This is a genomic window from Bradyrhizobium sp. 45 (assembly GCF_023073155.1).
Classification (GTDB): domain Bacteria; phylum Pseudomonadota; class Alphaproteobacteria; order Rhizobiales; family Xanthobacteraceae; genus Bradyrhizobium; species Bradyrhizobium canariense_D.
This window is the reverse complement of the sequence record NZ_JADPIX010000097.1, coordinates 1-18889: the sequence shown is the minus strand read 5'-3', so window position 1 is coordinate 18889 and position 18889 is coordinate 1. Positions and strand designations below refer to the sequence as shown.

The following is an 18889-nucleotide window of genomic DNA, read 5'->3' as shown; positions in this document are numbered from 1 at the left end:
TCATGACCGCACCGCCCGCCGTCTCCGTCAAGAATCTGCGGATCGCATTGCCCAAGGGCGCCGAGCGTCCCTTCGCGGTCGACGGCATCTCGCTCGATTTGCGGCCCGGCAAGATCGTTTGCGTGGTCGGCGAATCCGGCTCCGGCAAGTCGATGTGCGCGCATGCGCTGATGGGCCTGTTGCCGGACACGGTCACCGTCACCTCCGGCGAGATCCAGTTCGAAGGACGCGACCTGCTCAAACTCGACGACGAATGCTGGCGCGATCTGCGCGGCCGCCGGCTTGCGATGATCTTTCAGGAACCGATGACCGCGCTCAATCCGTTGATGCGGATCGGCGACCAGATGGCGGAGATGTTCGAGGCGCACGGGCTGCTCACGCCGAGGGAGCGGCGCGCAAAGGCGCTATCGCTGGCGCGCGAAGTCGGCCTCCCCGACCCCGAGCGCATCGTGCGCGCCTATCCGCACCAGCTCTCCGGCGGCCAGCGCCAGCGCGCCATGATCGCGATGGCGCTCGCGCTCGAACCGGCGGTGCTGGTCGCGGACGAGCCGACCACCGCGCTCGACGTCACCACGCAAGCGCAGATCCTGAAACTGATCCGCAACCTCCAGCGCAATCGCAACATGGCGGTGATGTTCATCACCCATGATTTCGGCGTGGTCGCCGACATCGCCGACCAAGTCGTGGTGTTGCGCCATGGCAAGGTGGTCGAGGAAGGCCCCGCCTCGGCGGTCTTCAACGCGCCGCAACACGACTACACCAAGGCGCTGCTCGCCGCCGTGCCCTCGATGGACCCACCCGCCCGCAGCCCCCTGGACGACCAGGCCAAGGCGGTCGAGGTGATCGGACTGGACAAGACCTACGTCACCTCGGGCGGCTGGTTTCGCGAGGACCGCCGCGTCGATGCCGCGCGCGGGGTTAATTTCAACATCCTCAAAGGCGAGACGCTCGGCCTGGTCGGCGAATCCGGTTCTGGCAAATCGTCGGTGGCCCGCCTTGTGATGCGGCTGATCGAGGCCGACCGCGGCACCGTGCGGATCGGCGAGACCGATCTCACAAAGCTCGCGGGCAAGGCGCTACGCGCCGAGCGCCCTCGCATCCAGATGATCTTCCAGGATCCGTTCGCTTCGCTCAATCCGCGCCGCAAGGTCGGTCATATCATCGCCGACGGCCCGATCGCGGCCGGCACCGATCCGAAAGTGGCGTTCGACCGCGCCCGCGATCTCCTCAAGATGGTCGGGCTCGATGCCGGCGCGCTCGAACGCTATCCGCATGAATTCTCCGGCGGCCAGCGCCAGCGCATCGGCATTGCGCGCGCGCTCGCGCTCGAGCCCGAGATCATCGTCGCGGACGAGGCCGTCTCCGCGCTCGACGTCTCCGTGCAGGCGCAGGTCCTAAGGCTGCTCGAAGACCTCAAGGCCCGCCTCGGCCTCTCGATGCTGTTAATCACCCACGACCTGCGAGTCGCAGCGCAAATCTGTGACCGCATCGCCGTGATGCAGCGCGGCGTCATCGTCGAGCTGAAGCCGACCGCGCAGCTGTTCGCCGCGCCCGAGCATGCCTATACACGCGAATTGCTCGCAGCAGTCCCGGGGCAGAGAGAGCGCGCGCCGGCGTAAGTCAGCCGACCGCGGTTTCTACTTCGTTCGAGGATTCGTGTTGTTCCAGGTGGGGACTGAGTTTGTTACGCCGACGGAGGGCTGGTTGGACGTTCCGATCGACGGCGCCGTCACCGTCCCGACGGTCAGCCCGGAACTTCCGATGGTCCCTTGCTGCACCGGCGCTCCGGTGCGTCCGCTCGTGCTGCCTGGTGTACCCGTCCCCGATGTTTGTGCGTTTACAGCAAGTGGCGCGGCGGCCAATCCGAGAGCAATAAGTGCAGCAATGGTGCGTTTTGTTCTTGTCATGGCTGATCCTTTCGGGCGCGGTCTCTCAATCGCAATGCCGTTCGTCGAGGCGCCCGTGCACTGACTGACCTTACAACTCCACGCGCGAGAAAATGTGCCGCAGTGCCATCATCCCGTGGGCTCAACTCTTCATCACGATGCTACGAAGCGGTCCCCGCCGAACGGATGCGCCGTGCCATCGGCGCATCGCTGAAGGTACCCCGTTCCACCTCAGGAACGGAATAGTCACGGGCTTTTTATCCCTCGTGGCCGCCCGCATGGCTGCAAAGCCGAAGCCGGCACCCCACATCCGCATGAAATGATTTCCATCATGTGATGGTGGATTGAAGATCTAATTGGAGCCGACATGGGCCAGATTATTCAGTTTGTCTCGAAATCCGAGCGCGAGCGCATTCGCCTCATCCAGGAAGCGCGCGCGATCTACGACAGCATCTTCCCGCCGACTGATCCGATGAGCGAGAGATCAGGCGGAGCCGCCGCACGTCGCAGCGACGGGGGCAACCTCGCGTGATCAAAATCATCGCCGTGCTCTGCAACCTCGCCTCTCCGGCGAACTGTCATGAGCAGACCGTCACCACATCCGACTTCGCCGACGTCTCGATGCAATCTTGCCTGATGGGCGCGCCGCAACTCGCCGAATGGATGAACCAGCATCCGGCCGAGCGCCTCGCCGGGTGGCGCTGCGTGATCGGCCAACAGGCCGGGCGGGGAATTTAGGATCGGACGGGCTCTCCCTGAACGATCCGCAATGTCTGGTCCACCGCCATGATCATTGCTGGTCGCACTTTATCATCTTCTTTGGCCTTGCGACCGTCACAGGTGACCGGCATTGGCTCGCCAGACAGGCGCGCCTACCTGACCGGCGGGTTGGTGTTGCTCCAGGTCGGGACTGCGTTGGTCACGCCGACCGACGGCCAGTTATACGTACCGACCGACGGCGCCGTGACCGTCCCGACCGACTGTCCGCTCGACCCGTAGGCTCTGGGCTGTGCTGCCAACGATCCGGCGCTCCCATAGCTCGGAGCCACCACGCCGGTGCTGTAAGCTCGGCTTGACCGGTGCTTCTTGGCCTCAGCCGCGATCGGCGCGGCAAGCAACCCGACGGTGACTAGGGCGGCAATGGCGGGTTTGATGCTTGTCATGGCTGATCCCTTCATTCGCTGTGGGCCCCTTGCCATCTGTTCATTCAGCCGCGGATTTCCATAGGCAGCCGTTCATAACTCCGTGCGCGGGCGGAGGCGCCGGGGAGCGGTCGCACGACTAGCACGCCCGCTCGCGTGCCTCGCCTTCGGATGGACCCGAATCAGCGCTAGTGCATTCACCTCATCGACTTCGCGTATTGAGGCGACATGACCGGTCCCGAACTGAAGCAACTCCGCAACGATCTCTCGGAGGTCCTCGAGCGCAAGCTCACCGCGGCCGACATGGCCCGGCTTTGCGGATTGCCGGAGAAGGGCGGCGCCGACACCATCCGGCGCTGGGAAGTGAGCGGCCCGACACCGTCGGCGACCAAGGTGCTGCGCGTGCTCGCGATGGCGAGCGAGCGCTATCCGATCCTGGAGAAGTTCGACGTCTTCGATCGTCATGACGTGCGCGAGGAAGACCGGCCCGCAAAGCGCGCTGCATTCCGCGAACAGATGCGCGATGAGGCGCGGCGCCGTCTTGGTTAATGAGATGCGCGCGCAAGTTACCCTGATAACGCCGAGTTAAGCTTTCCTTCAGCACTTCTTAAGCCGACATTAAGCACAAAAATCATTTACAGCCCAATAAGTTACGTTGGCTGCCGCTGTGCCATGGATGTGACAGCATTTTCGTCAAAAGCGAGCTATCTGCAAACCAACGACGGCGCGGAAAGCGCGACTGCCGGGGACTTAAGTGTTGGAGTTTGGACTATGAAGAAGATTCTGTTTGCGACCGTTGCGCTGCTCGTGGTGGGCGCTGCCGCACCGGCGGTCGGTGCCGATCTCGGTAACCGCAACTATTATAAGGCGCCCGCGCCCGCCTATGCCGCCCCGATTTACAACTGGACCGGCTTCTATATCGGCGGCCATGTCGGCGGCGCGTTCTCCAGCGACAACAATTTCAGCGGCCTCTCCACCGGCAATAACGGCAACGGCCGTTTCCTCGGCGGTCTGCAGGCCGGTGCGGACTGGCAGTTCAACCCGAACTTCGTTGTCGGCGTCGAAGGCCAGTATTCCTGGCTCTCCGGCAGCGTCGGCGCGGTGTTCCCAGCCGGCGTCGCCTACACCAACGACCAGCGCGGTCTCGGCTCGATCACCGGCCGCGTCGGCTACACCTGGGGTCCGGGCCTGCTCTACGTGAAGGGCGGCTACGCCTATTCCGACAACAACGAGAAGGTGACCGTCGGCGGCGTGCCGACCGGCTTCATCATCAGCGGCGACCACCGCAACGGCTACACCGTCGGCGCCGGCCTCGAATACATGTTCGCGCCGAACTGGTCAGCCAAGGCCGAGTACCAGTACTACAATTTCGGCGACGCCCACTTCACCGCGGGCCCGCTGGCGGGAACCGGCAACTTCACCACCGACGACCACACCATCAAGGCGGGCGTCAACTACCGCTTCAACTGGGCCAACTCGGCGGTCGCGCGCTACTGAACGGTTATCAAAGCCTTATCATGATGAAGGGCCGGCATCGTTGCCGGCCCTTCTTTTTTCGCTGTGCGGAACGCAACGCAACCAATTGAGCAACTTGCGATTTTTTAACCTGCCCCGAGGATACTCCGCCGCGAAAACATAAAGATCATGCGTGGGGGAATTTCGATGGCGATCCGTCTGGGCCTTGGCCGTTTGCTTGGTGGTATCCGGCCTCGTTTCAAAATGCCGACATGGGGCGTGCGCGGCAGCCTGTTCACGGCCTTCGCAGTGATCGCGGGCATGGGTCTCGTGATCGCGGCCGGCGCCGGCTTCGTCTTCAACCATCTCGGCAGCACTATGATGGACCTGAGCGGCCGCGATATCCCCCGCCTTTCCGCAAGCCTTCAACTCGCATCGCAAAGCGCAACGCTCGCGGCGCAGGGGCCGGGCCTGCTGGCGTCGCCGTCCGACGAGGCGCTGAACGAACGCACCAAGAAGGTGCAGGAGATCCAGCAGCTTGCCATGGCCAAGCTTGGCGAGATCATCGAGCTCGGCGCCGACAAGCAGATCGCAACCGCGTTGCGCGACACCGCCAAGAGCATCGACGAGGCGACCCAGAGCCTGGTGTCAGCCGCGCGCGAGCGGCTCGATACCGGCGCGCTGCATGACAAGCAATATGAAGCACTCCGCAAGGCGCAGCTCACCTTCGTCGGTGCGGCCGGTCCTGCCATGCTGGATGCGCAGACGCGTCTGAACGCGATCCTCGGTGCGGCGGAAGTTTCCGCTGACGATGCCACCGAAGCCGCCCGCACCGTCTCCCAGGTCGCGACCATCTCCGCCAACGGCAATCTGATGGCCGCCGACATGATGGCGGCGCTGTCGGCCAACAACAGCGATACGCTGGAGGCGATCGAGAAGGAGTTCAAGGCGACGCGCGACCGTGTCAAGTCGAACCTCGAGGACCTGCCGAACATGGCCTCGATGCAAGCGGTGCGCGACACCGTGCAAAAGCTGTTCGCCTTCGGCGAAGGCAAGTCCGGCGTGTTCAAGATCCGCCAGAAGGAGCTCGACGCCATCGACTACGGCCAGACCATCCTGGACGAGACCCGCAAGCTCAATGTCGGCCTCGGCATCAGCGTGCAGCAGCTGGTCGAGGGTGTGCAGAAGGAGACCAACGCGTCGACCTTCCAGGCGCGGCAGGAGATCTCGCTCGCGACCACCGCGATGCTGGCGCTCGGCGCACTGACGCTGGTCGGCTCGGCGCTGTTCGTCTGGCTCTATGTCGGCCGCAACATCCTGCGCCGCATTCGCGAGCTTCAACGCGCCATGCAGTTGCTCTCGGCCGGCGACCTTGACACCGAGATCGTCCGCTCCCGGCAGAACGACGAGATCGGCGCGATGAAGGAAACGCTGACGGTGTTCCGCGACAGCATGATCGAAGCCCGGGCGCTTGCGAGCGAGCAGGACAGGGATCGCATCGCCAAGGCCGAGCGTGCGGCGCAGATGGAGGCGAAGATCGCCGGGTTCGAGAGTACGGTGCGCTCCGCACTCGACAATCTCGCGCAGTCGGCCAATTCGATGCAATCGACCGCGCAGAGCATGTCGACCACGGCAGACCAGTCCAATGCGCTGGTGAACGCGGTTGCCTCCGCAGCCGAAGAGACCTCGGTCAACGTGCAGACCGTATCGTCAGGCACCGAGCAGCTCTCGTCCTCGATCGAGGAAATCAGCAAGCAGGTCGTCACCTCGGCCGCGATCGCCAGGAAGGCGGTCGACGAAGCGGGCGCGACCGACGCCACCGTGCAGAGCCTCGCCGACAGCGCGAGCCGCATCAGCGTGGTGGTCGACCTGATTCAGACCATCGCCTCGCAGACCAATCTGCTGGCGCTCAACGCCACCATCGAGGCGGCGCGCGCGGGCGAAGCCGGCCGCGGCTTCGCGGTGGTCGCCTCCGAGGTGAAGAGCCTCGCGAGCCAGACCGCCAAGGCCACGGAGGAGATCCGTAGCCAGATCGCCAGCATGCAGTCAGTGACGACGTCGGCGGTCGGCGCCATCCAGGGCATCGGCCGGATCATCGGCGAGATCAACGACGTCACTACGACGATCGCCGCCGCCGTCGAGGAACAGGGCGCGGCGACACGCGAGATCGCCCGCAACATCCAGCATGCGGCCGGTGGCACCAGCGAGGTTTCCAGCAACATCGTCGGCGTCTCCACGGCTTCGGCGGAAGCCGGCGCAGCGGCGAACGAAGTGCTCGGCGCCTCCGACGCGCTCCGCCGCGAAGCCGACATGCTGCGCGGAGAGATCGACGCGTTCCTCAACAACATGCGGGCTGCGTAAGGCGCCGTTCCGTAGCCCGGAATGACCGCTATGCAGGCCGCGCCAGCGTTCTTTTTCGGCTGGCGCGCCGTGACGGGCGGGTTTAAGCCGGTAGGATGAACGCAAAGACCGACACCGTGCAGTCCTCCGCCGACGCCCTGCGCTATCCCTGGGAACAGCATCCCGGCCCCGAACAGGTCGTCGAGGTGAAGCCAGGAGTGTTGTGGGCGCGGCTGAAGCTGCCGTTCCGCCTCAACCATGTGAACATCTACCTGCTCGCCGATGGTGACGGCTATGCCATGATCGATGCCGGCTTCGGCAATGAGGAGACGATCGAAGCCTGGACGAAGCTGTTCGACGGGCCGCTGAAGGGCGTCAACATCACGCGCCTGATCGTGACCCATTCCCATCCCGATCATGTCGGTCTGGCCGGGTGGATCGTCGAGCGGTTCAACTGCCCGCTCGTGATGTCGCAGGTCGAATATCTGCAATCGGTCTATCACCAGAACCGCGGCACCGAGGAGCGGCAGGAGGCGCAGCGGCTGTTCTTCCGCCGCCATGGCATGGACGAGTCGCTCACCGAAAAACTGCTCGGCCGCGGCCAGGACTATCTCAAGCGCGTCTCGGTGCTGCCGCCGTCCTACCGCCGCATCTCGCATGGCGATGACGTCGTGATCGGCACGCGCCGCTTCAAGGTGATCACCGGCGGCGGTCACGCGCTCGACCAGGTGATGCTGTACTGCGCCGACGACAAGCTGTTCCTCTCGGCCGACCAGGTGCTGAGCAAGATCTCGCCGAACGTCAGCGTGTGGGCGGTCGAACCCGACCAGAACTCGCTCGGCGAATATCTGGCCTCGCTCGCCCGCCTCACCACGACTCTCCCCTATGACGTGCTGGTGCTGCCTGGCCACGGCGTGCCGTTCTACGGGCTCAAGACCCGCATCAAGCAGCTCGCCGATCACCATGAGGAGCGCTGCCGCCTGATCGCGGAAGCCTGCCGCGAGGTGCCGCAGACCTCGCGCGCCCTGGTGCCCGTGGTGTTTAACAAGCACGTTCTGGACGAACATCAGATGGGTTTCGCTGCCGGCGAACTGGTCGCCCACGTCAATTACATGATCGTCGAGGGCCGGCTGACGGCCGAGACGCAGGACGGCGTGTTGCAGTTCAGGACGACCTGAGCGCTGACTTCAATTCAGCGGATGGTGCAGAGCAACATTGCATCTCGCGCGAACTTGATCCGGATCAAGTTTCAAATCGCACGATAGGGCATTTTGCCCAAATGCCCCGCAGGTCCAAATGTGGGATAGCGCATAGACATTGGAGCTGGAAAAGCTCTAAGGATATGCGGGTCTTTGGTCGGTTCCGCTGCAGGTTTGACGATGGATTACGCCCAGTTTTTCAATTCCGCCCTTGATCGTCTCCACACCGAGCGGCGCTACCGCGTGTTCGCCGATCTCGAGCGCATTGCCGGCCGGTTCCCGCATGCGCTCTGGCACTCGCCCAAGGGCAAGCGCGACGTCGTGATCTGGTGCTCCAACGATTATCTCGGCATGGGCCAGCACCCGAAGGTGGTGGGCGCGATGGTCGAGACCGCGACCCGCGTCGGCACCGGCGCCGGCGGCACCCGCAACATCGCCGGCACGCATCATCCGCTGGTGCAGCTCGAGGCCGAGCTCGCCGATCTCCACGGCAAGGAAGCCTCGCTGCTCTTCACGTCCGGCTACGTCTCGAACCAGACCGGCATCGCGACCATCGCAAAGCTCATTCCGAACTGCCTGATCCTGTCCGACGAGCTCAACCACAATTCGATGATCGAGGGCATCCGCCAGTCCGGCTGCGAGCGGGTCGTGTTCCGCCACAACGACCTCGCCGATCTCGAAGCACTGTTGAAGGCTGCGGGCCCGAGCCGGCCCAAGCTGATCGCCTGCGAGAGTCTTTATTCGATGGACGGCGACATCGCCCCGCTCGCTAAGATCTGCGACCTCGCCGAGAAGTACGGCGCGATGACCTATGTCGACGAGGTCCACGCCGTCGGCATGTACGGCCCGCGCGGCGGCGGCATCGCCGAGCGCGACGGCGTGATGCATCGCATCGACATTCTCGAAGGCACGCTGGCCAAGGCGTTCGGCTGCCTCGGCGGCTACATCGCCGCCAACGGCCAGATCATCGACGCCGTGCGCTCCTATGCGCCGGGCTTCATCTTCACCACCGCGCTGCCGCCGGCGATCTGCTCGGCCGCGACCGCCGCGATCAAGCATCTGAAGACGTCAAGCTGGGAGCGCGAGCGTCACCAGGACCGTGCCGCCCGAGTCAAGGCGATCCTCAACGCCGCCGGCCTGCCGGTGATGTCGAGCGACACCCACATCGTCCCGCTGTTCATCGGCGATGCCGAGAAGTGCAAGCAGGCTTCCGACCTCTTGCTCGAACAGCACGGCATTTACATCCAGCCGATCAACTATCCGACGGTCGCCAAGGGCTCCGAACGCCTGCGCATCACGCCCTCGCCCTATCACGACGACGGCCTGATCGATCAACTCGCCGAAGCCCTGCTGCAGGTGTGGGACCGCCTGGGTCTGCCGCTCCGCGAGAAGTCGCTGGCGGCGGAGTAGGCTTCTTCGCCTTCTCTTTCGATCTAAGTTTCACCGTCCCGGAGCTACCCCCTCCCCACCGTCCCCCAAGGGGGAAGGGAGCGAGAGAGTTGCGCCTCCCTTAGGTCGGCGGAGCCGCACAGCGTAGCGGTCGGTCTCGAATTTCCTGCAACGCGGACGGTCTCTCCGTTCCCTCCCCCTTGTGGGGGAGGGTCAGGGAGGGGGTACCACGCGGGGACTCTCTCGGGGAGCCAGAAGCAGCGCAGCTTTAAGGCAGCCGCTTAACGACAACTCCGGTTCCCGCCGTGGCACGGCATTTCGCTGTCGCCTCCACCCGTCCAACGCGCTAGATTTACAGGGAAAATGAGATCGGGCGCGGCCAGCGCGCGCCCCGGGAGAAGCACGCTCGCCATGCTGCACGATTGGGGCGTGATCGCCGCCGCCTTCGGCTATATCGGCTTTCTGTTCCTGGTGGCGAGCCATGGCGACCGCCGCTCGCCGGCCGGGCGCGGCCGCGCCTCGGGGCTGATCTATCCGCTGTCGCTGGCGATCTACTGCACCTCCTGGACCTTCTTCGGCTCGGTCGGCTTCGCCACCCGCACCTCCACCGACTTCCTCGCGATCTATGTCGGCCCGATCCTGATGATCGGACTCGGAGCCGGCGTGCTGCGCCGCGTGATCCAGCTCGCGAAGGCCCACAACATCACCTCGATCGCCGACTTCATCGGCGCGCGCTACGGCAAGAGCCAGGCAGTGGCGGCAACCGTCGCGCTGATCGCCATCATCGGCTCGGTGCCCTACATCGCGCTCCAGCTCAAGGCGGTCGCCTCCTCGCTCGAAACCATCCTGAGCGAAGACCAGGCCTTCTCCCACATCCCGATCATCGGCGACGTGGCGCTGATCGTGACGCTGGCGATGGCGGCCTTCGCGGTGCTGTTCGGCACGCGGCAGACGGACGCCACCGAGCACCAGCACGGCCTGATGCTGGCGGTCGCAACCGAATCCATCATCAAGCTCGTCGCCTTCCTCGCTGCGGGCACCTTCGTCACGTTCTGGATGTTCTCGCCGCACGAACTGATCGAGCGCGCGATGAAGACACCGGAGGCGGTGCGCGTCATCAACTATTCGCCGTCGATCGGCAACTTCCTGACCATGACGCTGCTGTCGCTGTGCGCGATCATGCTGCTGCCGCGCCAGTTCCACGTCAGCGTGGTGGAGAATTCCTCGGACGCCGAGGTCGGTCGCGCGCGCTGGCTGTTTCCGCTCTATCTCGTCGCCATCAATCTGTTCGTGATCCCGATCGCGCTCGCCGGCCTCGTCAGCTTCCCGTTCGGCGCCGCCGATCCTGACATGTACGTGCTGGCGCTGCCGATGGAGGGCGGCGCGGATCTGCTCAGCGTCGCCGTCTTCGTCGGCGGGTTGTCGGCGGCGACCGCGATGGTGATCGTCGAATGCGTCGCGCTCTCCATCATGGTTTCGAACGACCTCGTGGTGCCCCTGGTGCTGCAACGACGGCCGGAGGGGCGCACCGGCGGTGCCGATTTCAGCGACTTCCTGTTGCGTTCGCGCCGGCTCGCGATCTTCGCCATCATGGTGATGGCCTATTTCTACTACCGCGCGCTCGGCAACACCCAGCTCGCGGCGATCGGCCTGCTGTCTTTTGCCGCCATCGCCCAGCTTGCACCAAGCTTCTTCGGTGGACTGCTGTGGCGGCGCGCGACCGCGCGCGGCGCGATCGGCGGCATGCTGGTCGGCTTCGCAGTGTGGCTCTACACGCTCTTCATCCCGAGCTTCATGGATACCTCGACGGCGGGCATCCTGCTGCTCCAGCACGGCCCGTTCGGGATCGAGGCGCTGCGGCCGCAGGCGTTGTTCGGCGCCGATTTGCCGCCGCTGATGCACGGCGTGGTCTGGTCGCTGTCGCTCAACATCCTCACCTACGTGCTGCTGTCGCTGGCGCGCCGGCCGTCTTCGATCGAGCTGGTCCAGGCCGATCTGTTCGTCCCCAACACGCTCGCGCCAATTTCCCCGAATTTCCGCCGCTGGCGCACCACGGTCACGGTGCAGGACATCCAGACCACGGTAGCGCAATATCTCGGGCCTGACCGCGCGCGGCATTCGTTCGAGGCCTTATCCGCGCGGCGCAATGTGCGGCTGGAGTCCGGGGCGCCCGCCGATTTCGAGCTGCTGCAGCACGCCGAGCACCTGATCGCCTCCTCGATCGGCGCAGCCTCCTCGCGTCTCGTAATGTCGCTGCTGCTGCGCAAACGGACGGTCTCCGCCAAGGCTGCGCTAAAACTGCTCGACGATTCCCATGCGGCGCTGCATTTCAACCGCGAGATCCTCCAGACCGCGCTTAACCATGTGCGCCAGGGCATCGCGGTGTTCGATGCCGATCTGCAACTGATCTGCTCCAACCGGCAGTTCGGCGATCTCCTCAACGTTCCTCCGCATTTCATCCAGTTCGGCACGCCATTGCGTGAAATCCTGGAATTCATGGGCGTGAGCGAGCCGGCCGATCCGATCGAGCGCGAGGCCATGCTGGAGCGCCGGCTGGTGGCTTACACCACCGACGGCGAGCCTTATCTCGAGCGCCTGCCCGACCGCCACATGGTGATCGAGATCTTGACCAACCGCATGCCCGGCGGCGGCTTCGTCATTACCTTCACCGACGTCACGCCCACGTTCGAGGCGGCCGAAGCGCTGGAGAGGGCCAATGCGACGCTGGAAAAGCGGGTGCGCGACCGCACCGAGGAGCTGACCCGGCTGAATTCCGAGCTGGCGCTGGCCAAGAGCGCGGCCGAAGACGCCAGCATCTCCAAGACCCGCTTTCTCGCCGCCGCAAGCCACGACATTCTCCAGCCGCTGAACGCGGCGCGGCTCTATGTCACGAGCCTGGTCGAGCGTCAGCACAGCGGCGAGGAGACACGGCTGGTCGAGAACATCGACGAATCGCTCCAGGCGATCGAGGAAATTCTCGGCGCGCTGCTCGACATCTCCAGGCTCGACGCCGGCGCGATGACGACCTCGATCTCGAGCTTCAAGATGGCCGATCTGATGCGCTCGCTGGAGATCGAGTTCGCGCCGATCGCACGCGCGAAGAATCTGGCGCTCGTGTTCGTGCCGTGTTCGCTGCCCGTCGAGTCGGATCGTCTCTTGCTGCGGCGGCTGCTCCAGAACCTGATCTCCAACGCGATCAAATATACTCCACGCGGGCGCGTGCTGGTCGGCTGCCGCCGCCGCGGCGCCACGCTGAAGATCTGCGTCTACGACACCGGCGTCGGCATCCCGACGGTCAAGCGCGGCGAGATCTTCAAGGAATTTCACCGCCTCGAGCAGGGTGCGCGGATCGCCCGCGGCCTCGGCCTGGGCCTGTCGATCGTCGAGCGGCTGGCGCGCGTGCTCAAGCACGACATTGCCATCGATTCCAATGTCGGCGGCGGCTCGGTGTTTTCCGTGACGGTGCCGACGGCGAAGGCGATCACCCACACCGCGGCCGTGACCAGTGCGACGCCGCTCGCACGCACCTCGATCTCGGGTACCCTGATCGTCTGCATCGAGAACGACGCCGCGATCCTCGACGGCATGCGCACGCTGCTGAAAGCCTGGGACGCCGAAGTGATCGCGGTCGCCGATCCCGAGGCCGCGATCGCCGCAATCGAGACTGCGGGCCGCCGCGTGACCGGCCTGCTGGTCGATTACCATCTCGACCGCGGCAACGGCATCGCCGCGATCCGCGACATCCGCCGCCGCTTCGGTGACGGCATCCCCGCGATCCTGATCACCGCCGACCGCAGCCCCGCCGTGCAAATGGCTGCGCGCGACGAAAAGGTTGCGGTGCTCAACAAGCCGGTCAAGCCGGCTTCGCTGCGCGCCCTGCTCGGCCAGTGGCGCACGCAGCAGATGGTGGCTGCGGAGTGAAACTCCGCACTCAGGGCGCAAGCCTTGTAAACACGTAGTCGCGACACTTCACACGAGCTTCGTGGCACGCGAAGCAGGTGCGATGCTGGGCCTCGTCGACCGGCTTGCCGTTGATGAAGCGACCAAATCCCCAGCCGCCGGTCGAGGCATATTTTTTGGAATCCTTGACCATCACCTGGACGGTGGTGGCTTCACCGGGAATCGTCGCGGACGCAAATTCGGGCGACTGTTTCCGCTTCCAGGCCCGCTTGACCAGAATTGTGCCGTCCGGGAACGGAAGCTTGTTGTCTTGATAAGCATCGATCGCGGTCCTGTTGCCGACGACGGCACGCAGCTCGTCCAGGGGAGCCGCCTCCTCGGCCGGCGCGATCAGCTCCCACTGCTTGTAGCCCTCCGGCACAGTGACGCCGAAGATGGGCGAGGCATCCGCCGGGCCCTGCGCGAAAGCGATCGTGACCAGATAGGGCACGCAGGTCAGGACAACGACGAGGAGGAGCACGGCAAGCACGATCATCGTCGTAGAAGACGGAACTTTTGACTTTTCGGATTTCATTTTCGCTGACGCTTCATTGAACTGCGTTCGCATGTCAGGCCTCGGTCCGGCCTTGCCGGACCGAGGCGCTGCCAAAATCCTCAGGCGCCGCCGTCGGCGTCGATGACGGCCTTGGCAAAGGCTTGCGGTGCTTCCTGCGGCAGATTGTGGCCGATGCCCCCGGTGATCAGGCGATAGTCGTACCGGCCCGAGAATTTCTTGGCATAGGCGCTTGGATCGGGATGTGGCGCGCCGTTGGCATCGCCTTCCATCGTGATCGCCGGGACGCTGATGACGGGAGCTGCGGCAAGCTTCTTTTCGAGCTCCTCGTACTTCGCCTCGCCCTGGGCGAGTCCGAGCCGCCAGCGGTAATTGTGGATGGTGATCGCGACGTGATCCTTGTTGTCCAGCGCCGCCGCGCTGCGCTCGAAAGTGGCGTCGTCGAACTTCCACTGCGGCGAAGCGAGCTTCCAGATCAGTTTTGCGAAATCATGCGTGTACTTCTCGTATCCGGCGCGGCCGCGCTCGGTCGCGAAATAAAACTGGTACCACCATTGCAGCTCGGCCGACGGCGGCAGCGGCGCGTTGCCCGCGGCCTGGCTGGAGATCAGATAGCCGCTGACCGAGACCAGCGCGCGGCAGCGCTCCGGCCAGAGCGCGGCGATGATGTCGGCGGTGCGCGCGCCCCAATCAAAACCGGCGACCACCGCTTTCTTGATGTCGAGCTTGTCCATCAGCGCGATGATATCGGCTGCCATTGCCGCGGGCTCGCCGTTGCGCGGCGTCTCGGCGGAGAGGAAGTGGGTCGAGCCGTAACCACGGAGATAGGGAATGATGACGCGATAGCCGGCCTTTGCCAGGATTGGCGCGACGTCGACGAAGGCGTGAATGTCGTAGGGCCAGCCGTGCAGCAGGATCGCGACGGGGCCGTTCGCAGGACCGGCCTCCGCGTAGCCGACGTTGAGGACGCCGGCATCGATCTGCTTGATCGCGCCGAACGACGCATTCCTTGCGGAAGAGCGCGTCGCTTGCGATTCGGCGCGGGCGAGGCCGATCACGCCGAGGCCGGCGGCGACAGTTCCCGCGGCGATGCCGAAAAACTGGCGGCGGTGCTGATCGATGATCTGTTTCATGATGCTGCTACCTTTCTGATAGTTGGAGGTGGTGCGTCAGATCAGTGCGACCGTGACGTCGATGTTGCCGCGGACGGCCTTGGAATAGGGACAGGTCTGATGCGCCTCATCGACGAGGCCGCGCGCGATCTCGCGATCGAGGCCGGGCAGGCTGACATCGAGGCGTGCCCTGAGCGAATAGGCGCCCTCGTCGAGCACGAGGTCGATCTCCGCATCGATCGCACATTTCCTGGGGAGCTCGATCTTCCGCTTGCGGGCCGCGATTTCCATCGCGCCTTCGAAGCAGGCCGACCAGCCGGCCGCGAACAATTGCTCGGGATTGGTACCGATGCCGTTGCCGCCCGGCGGCGACAGCTTGACATCCAGACGGCCGTCGGAACTGCGCGATATCCCGTCCTGCCGCCCGCCACTGGTGCGGGTCCGGGCCGTGTAGAGCAATTTTGCCGCTTGGGTCATGAATGTCTCCTTGCCATCGCGCAACTCACTAGCAGCGGCTGCCGCGACACACCCGTTGGGACTTGTGAGAAGTTGTGAGGTCTCGGTTCGCGCGCCTCACAGGACCTGCATCCGCGGTCCGATCGCGGCGTGGGACGGCCTTGCCGGATTGCGATCATCTGGCTATCCGGTCCGTTCCAAAAGATCAGGATTCCGCCATGACCGAGCCGGCCGGCACCGCAACGGGAACCCTCTCGTTTGGGCCATTCACTGTGACGCCGCACGAAAGACTCGTCATGCGCGACGGCGTCGCGCTGCCGCTCGGTGCAAAGGCCTTCGACACGCTGCTCGCGCTGATGTCGCGGCCGAACCAGGTCGTCAGCAAGTATGATCTGATGGCGCTGGTGTGGCCCGGCATGACAGTCGAGGACGCCAATCTGCGCTTTCACGTCGCGGCGCTTCGCAAGGCCCTTGGCGACGGCAGGGACGGTGCCCGCTACATCACGACGCTCTCCGGCCGCGGCTATTGCTTCGTGGCGCCGATCTCGCAGGCGGCTATCGCGGCAGATCGGCGCACCGTAGCGCGAACGGAATTGCCGCCCGTCAAACTGCCGAACCGGCTGCAACGAATGGTCGGGCGCGACGATGCGGTCGCCGCCGTCTCCGACAGGCTGATCCGCTCGCGCTTCGTCACGATCGTCGGCCCGGGCGGTGTCGGCAAGACCGCCGTTGCCGTTGCCATCGCTCACGATCTGCTCGCGACATTCTCCGACGCCGCACATTTCGTCGATCTTGCCGCGCTGAGCGATCCCGATCTCGTGATCACCTCGATCCTGCTGATGCTGGGCTTGCCGGCGCAAACCGACGATCCCCTGCCTGCGCTGCTCGCGCATCTCCGGGACAAGCGGATGCTGCTGATCCTCGACAATTGCGAACACGTCATCGCAGCCGCGGCCCCGCTGGCCGCCGAGATCTTCCACGCCGCACCGAATATCTACATTCTGGCGACGAGCCGCGAAGCCCTGCGGGTCGAGGGCGAGCAGGTGTATCGGCTGGCGCCGCTTGCCGTTCCGCCCGACCATCCCGGTCTGACGGCGGCCGCGGCGCAGACTTATCCTGCACTTCAACTCTTCCTCGAACGTGCCACGGCCGGTGGCGCGCAGATCGCGCTCGACGATGCCAATGCAGCGATCGTCGCCGGGATCTGCCGCAAGCTGGACGGCATGGCGCTGGCAATCGAACTCGCCGCCGGCCGGGTCGAAGCCTACGGCCTGGAGCAGACCGCGGCACTGCTCGACGAGCGCCTCAATCTGCTCTGGCAGGGCCAGCGCACGGCGCCGCCGCGACAGAAGACGTTGCAGGCGACGCTGGCATGGAGCTACGGGCTCTTGTCCGATATCGAACGTCTCGTGCTGCGCAGGCTCGCGGTTTTCGCCGGTCACTTCACTATCGACGCCGCACTCGAGATCGTGCCGGACGAACGCGTCGACCGCTCCCGCCTGTTCGATGCCATCGACGGCCTGGTGGCCAAGTCGATGGTCGCGGCGCGGCCGATTGGCGCCATGATGCGTTACCGTCTGCTCGACACGACGCGCGCCTATCTGCTCGAGATCGAACCTGATGACGCGGCGCTCGCCGCCCGCCACGCGACCTATTACCAGCAATGGCTGGAGCAGGCCGGCACGACATGGGCCACGGTGCCGAGCGCCGACGAGCGCGCGATCCACTTCTCCGCGCTTCACAACGTGCGCGCGGCGCTGGACTGGTGTTTTGGCACGGACGGCGATGCCAGCATCGGCATTGCACTGGCCGCAGCTGCAGCGCCAATTTTTCTCGCGATGTCGTTGCTGGTCGAGTGCCGGCGCTGGTCTGAACGGGCGCTGCTTGCGCTCGATCCTTCCTCGCGCGGCGGCGCCGAGGAAATGCACATCCAGCGCGCTCGGACTGACCTTGATGTTCACGCGCGGCGGCAGCGAAGCGGCGCGTGCCGCGTTGAGCCGAAGCCTTGCGATCGCCGAGGCGCGCGGCGACGCGCCGAACCAGCTCCAGCTGCTCGGGCGCATGCATATCTTCCACGAGCGGATGGGACAGTTCGACGCCGCGCTCGGCTATGCGCAGCAAAGCCTCACGGTCGCCGGGACACTCGGCGATGCCGCCTCCCTCGCCCTCGCCCATTCGCTCCTCGGTGTCTCCTTGCATCTTGCCGGCGAGCATCGCGACGCGTTGACGATGCTGGAGACCGCCTGGCATAAGCCGGGCACGGAACGGATCAGCACCGTCTATGGCTTCGATCACCGCAACCGGGCCGGCATCTCGCTCGCGCGCGAGTTTTGGTTGCAGGGCCGCCCCGCGGATGCGATGCAACTGGCCCGGCAGACGGTCGTCGAGGCCGCCCAGATGGACCATCCGATCACGCTCTGCATTGCGTTGATCTGGGCGGTCTCGATCGATCTCTGGAGCGGAGACCTCGATGCCGCGGAAGAGAACATCGACCGCTTCATCGCCCATGCCGAATCGCGCTCCATGGGGCCCTATCTTGCGGTCGGCCGCGGCGTCAAAGGCGAGCTGGCGATCCAGCGCGGCAATGCCGCCGAAGGCGTCGAGACGATCGGGACGTGTCTGCGTGAGCTCCACGATGCCGGTTACGAGTTGCTCACCACGACGTTCAACATCGCGCTTGTTCAGGGCTTGATGACGCTTGGGCAGATCGAGCGGAGCGCGCGCCTGCTCGACGACGCGATCCGCCTCGTCGAGCAAAGCGGCGATCATCTGTACATGCCCGAGCTGCTGCGCATGAAGGGCAGGGTTCTCTTGGCCAGAGCCCAGCCCGAGGCCGATCAAGCGGAAGCCCATTTCGTGCAATCACTGGCATTGAGTCGTCGCAAAGGTGCCAAGGCCTGGGAGCTGCGGGCCGCGATCGATCTCGCCGGTCTCCTTGTCGAACGCGGCCGGCGCGAGGAAGCGAAGCGGTGGCTTCAATTGGCGTATGAAGGCTTCGCCCAGGGCTCGGAAACAGCGGATATCAAGGCTGCCGAGAAGTTGTTGCAAACATTGTGACGCGGACTCTGGTGCGGAGTGAGGCGCGCACTCTCTCAAAGCGTCATTGCGAGCGCAGCGAAGCAATCCAGAATCTCTCCGCGGTAGGACGCTGGAACGCTTCGCTACGCTCGCAATGACGGAGCAAAGGGCAGCATCGCCATCCTCCAATTCAGGTTCAACTTGCAGACATGCCTTCGCGTCCTCGCGGCGCGTTTCGCCCGAGCTTTGCCTGGTCATTCCACCCTCAAAGCCAAGAGGGCGCAGGGAAGGCCGGGTGCCGGCTGGCACCCGCGGTCCGCTGCGCGAAAATGTAGCGCAAGGAAACCGCACAGCAGCATACAGGTGTAGCCAATCACTCGGCCTTCCCTGCGCGATGGTTGGACGGCTTATGCCGTGCTCTCCCGGGAGCCGAGTTCCT

14 protein-coding genes and 1 pseudogene are annotated in these 18889 nt (G+C 64.9%); 10 read left to right on the top strand and 5 right to left on the bottom strand.

Annotated features, from left to right (window positions below; all coding sequences use genetic code 11):
* The first annotated feature begins 2 nt into the window (after positions 1-2).
* Entirely contained in the window at positions 3-1619 is a 1617-nt protein-coding gene (locus IVB42_RS14500) for an ABC transporter ATP-binding protein (protein ID WP_247296259.1), read from the top strand.
* 18 nt (positions 1620-1637) lie between these two features.
* Here the strand turns inward: IVB42_RS14500 and IVB42_RS14495 are convergent, their stop codons facing one another.
* The gene (locus IVB42_RS14495) at positions 1638-1907 is read right to left on the bottom strand and encodes a hypothetical protein (protein ID WP_247470513.1); all 270 of its coding nucleotides are present in this window, start codon (positions 1905-1907) and stop codon (positions 1638-1640) included.
* A gap of 346 nt (positions 1908-2253) precedes the next feature.
* Between IVB42_RS14495 and IVB42_RS14490 the strand changes: the two genes are divergently transcribed.
* Positions 2254-2418: a hypothetical protein gene (locus IVB42_RS14490; protein WP_018458166.1), complete on the top strand. Its 165-nt coding sequence runs from the start codon at positions 2254-2256 to the stop codon at positions 2416-2418.
* A complete protein-coding gene (locus IVB42_RS14485; RefSeq protein ID WP_007605116.1) occupies positions 2415-2624 on the top strand; it encodes a hypothetical protein in 210 nt (69 codons plus the stop codon). Before IVB42_RS14490 ends, IVB42_RS14485 begins: the two co-directional genes overlap by 4 nt.
* Positions 2625-2758: 134 nt before the next feature.
* Here the strand turns inward: IVB42_RS14485 and IVB42_RS14480 are convergent, their stop codons facing one another.
* Positions 2759-3049 (bottom strand): hypothetical protein, encoded by a 291-nt coding sequence (locus IVB42_RS14480; RefSeq protein WP_018458165.1) that lies wholly within the window; start codon positions 3047-3049, stop codon positions 2759-2761.
* 207 nt (positions 3050-3256) lie between these two features.
* Here IVB42_RS14480 and IVB42_RS14475 point away from each other — a divergent pair, with 207 nt between their 5' ends.
* From IVB42_RS14475 to IVB42_RS14450, 6 genes are all read left to right on the top strand, one after another.
* The gene (locus tag IVB42_RS14475; protein WP_027570057.1) at positions 3257-3577 is read left to right on the top strand and encodes a hypothetical protein; all 321 of its coding nucleotides are present in this window, start codon (positions 3257-3259) and stop codon (positions 3575-3577) included.
* Between the two features lie 222 nt (positions 3578-3799).
* Positions 3800-4525, top strand: a complete 726-nt coding sequence (locus IVB42_RS14470; RefSeq protein WP_018458163.1) for an outer membrane beta-barrel protein — start codon at positions 3800-3802, stop codon at positions 4523-4525.
* Between the two features lie 165 nt (positions 4526-4690).
* A complete protein-coding gene (locus tag IVB42_RS14465; protein WP_018458162.1) occupies positions 4691-6844 on the top strand; it encodes a methyl-accepting chemotaxis protein in 2154 nt (717 codons plus the stop codon).
* Positions 6845-6939: 95 nt separating this feature from the next.
* On the top strand, positions 6940-8001 hold the full coding sequence (locus tag IVB42_RS14460) for an MBL fold metallo-hydrolase (protein ID WP_018458161.1): 1062 nt from the start codon (positions 6940-6942) through the stop codon (positions 7999-8001).
* Between the two features lie 201 nt (positions 8002-8202).
* The gene (hemA, locus tag IVB42_RS14455; RefSeq protein WP_018458160.1) at positions 8203-9432 is read left to right on the top strand and encodes a 5-aminolevulinate synthase; all 1230 of its coding nucleotides are present in this window, start codon (positions 8203-8205) and stop codon (positions 9430-9432) included.
* A gap of 390 nt (positions 9433-9822) precedes the next feature.
* A complete protein-coding gene (locus IVB42_RS14450; protein WP_026233515.1) occupies positions 9823-13332 on the top strand; it encodes a hybrid sensor histidine kinase/response regulator in 3510 nt (1169 codons plus the stop codon).
* A 10-nt stretch (positions 13333-13342) separates the two neighbouring features.
* Here the strand turns inward: IVB42_RS14450 and IVB42_RS14445 are convergent, their stop codons facing one another.
* The 3 genes from IVB42_RS14445 to IVB42_RS14435 form a co-directional block, all read right to left on the bottom strand.
* Positions 13343-13846 (bottom strand): cytochrome P460 family protein, encoded by a 504-nt coding sequence (locus IVB42_RS14445; RefSeq protein WP_018458158.1) that lies wholly within the window; start codon positions 13844-13846, stop codon positions 13343-13345.
* Positions 13847-13965: 119 nt separating this feature from the next.
* Complete coding sequence (locus tag IVB42_RS14440; RefSeq protein WP_018458157.1) at positions 13966-14997, bottom strand: alpha/beta hydrolase; 1032 nt, start codon at positions 14995-14997, stop codon at positions 13966-13968.
* A 36-nt stretch (positions 14998-15033) separates the two neighbouring features.
* On the bottom strand, positions 15034-15453 hold the full coding sequence (locus IVB42_RS14435) for an organic hydroperoxide resistance protein (protein WP_018458156.1): 420 nt from the start codon (positions 15451-15453) through the stop codon (positions 15034-15036).
* Positions 15454-15650: 197 nt separating this feature from the next.
* Here IVB42_RS14435 and IVB42_RS14430 point away from each other — a divergent pair.
* Positions 15651-18489 (top strand): annotated as a pseudogene (locus IVB42_RS14430) (winged helix-turn-helix domain-containing protein).
* Positions 18490-18889 lie beyond the last annotated feature (400 nt).

Bases quoted from the DNA above. Each gene is read 5' to 3' on its own strand.
- IVB42_RS14475 (WP_027570057.1), top strand. From the start codon at position 3,257: ATGACCGGTCCCGAACTGAAGCAACTCCGCAACGATCTCTCGGAGGTC.
- IVB42_RS14470 (WP_018458163.1), top strand. From the start codon at position 3,800: ATGAAGAAGATTCTGTTTGCGACCGTTGCGCTGCTCGTGGTGGGCGCT.
- IVB42_RS14460 (WP_018458161.1), top strand. From the start codon at position 6,940: ATGAACGCAAAGACCGACACCGTGCAGTCCTCCGCCGACGCCCTGCGC.
- IVB42_RS14465 (WP_018458162.1), top strand. From the start codon at position 4,691: ATGGCGATCCGTCTGGGCCTTGGCCGTTTGCTTGGTGGTATCCGGCCT.
- IVB42_RS14450 (WP_026233515.1), top strand. From the start codon at position 9,823: ATGCTGCACGATTGGGGCGTGATCGCCGCCGCCTTCGGCTATATCGGC.
- hemA (WP_018458160.1), top strand. From the start codon at position 8,203: ATGGATTACGCCCAGTTTTTCAATTCCGCCCTTGATCGTCTCCACACC.
- IVB42_RS14445 (WP_018458158.1), bottom strand. From the start codon at position 13,846: ATGATCGTGCTTGCCGTGCTCCTCCTCGTCGTTGTCCTGACCTGCGTG.
- IVB42_RS14440 (WP_018458157.1), bottom strand. From the start codon at position 14,997: ATGAAACAGATCATCGATCAGCACCGCCGCCAGTTTTTCGGCATCGCC.
- IVB42_RS14435 (WP_018458156.1), bottom strand. From the start codon at position 15,453: ATGACCCAAGCGGCAAAATTGCTCTACACGGCCCGGACCCGCACCAGT.
- IVB42_RS14490 (WP_018458166.1), top strand. From the start codon at position 2,254: ATGGGCCAGATTATTCAGTTTGTCTCGAAATCCGAGCGCGAGCGCATT.
- IVB42_RS14495 (WP_247470513.1), bottom strand. From the start codon at position 1,907: ATGACAAGAACAAAACGCACCATTGCTGCACTTATTGCTCTCGGATTG.
- IVB42_RS14480 (WP_018458165.1), bottom strand. From the start codon at position 3,049: ATGACAAGCATCAAACCCGCCATTGCCGCCCTAGTCACCGTCGGGTTG.
- IVB42_RS14500 (WP_247296259.1), top strand. From the start codon at position 3: ATGACCGCACCGCCCGCCGTCTCCGTCAAGAATCTGCGGATCGCATTG.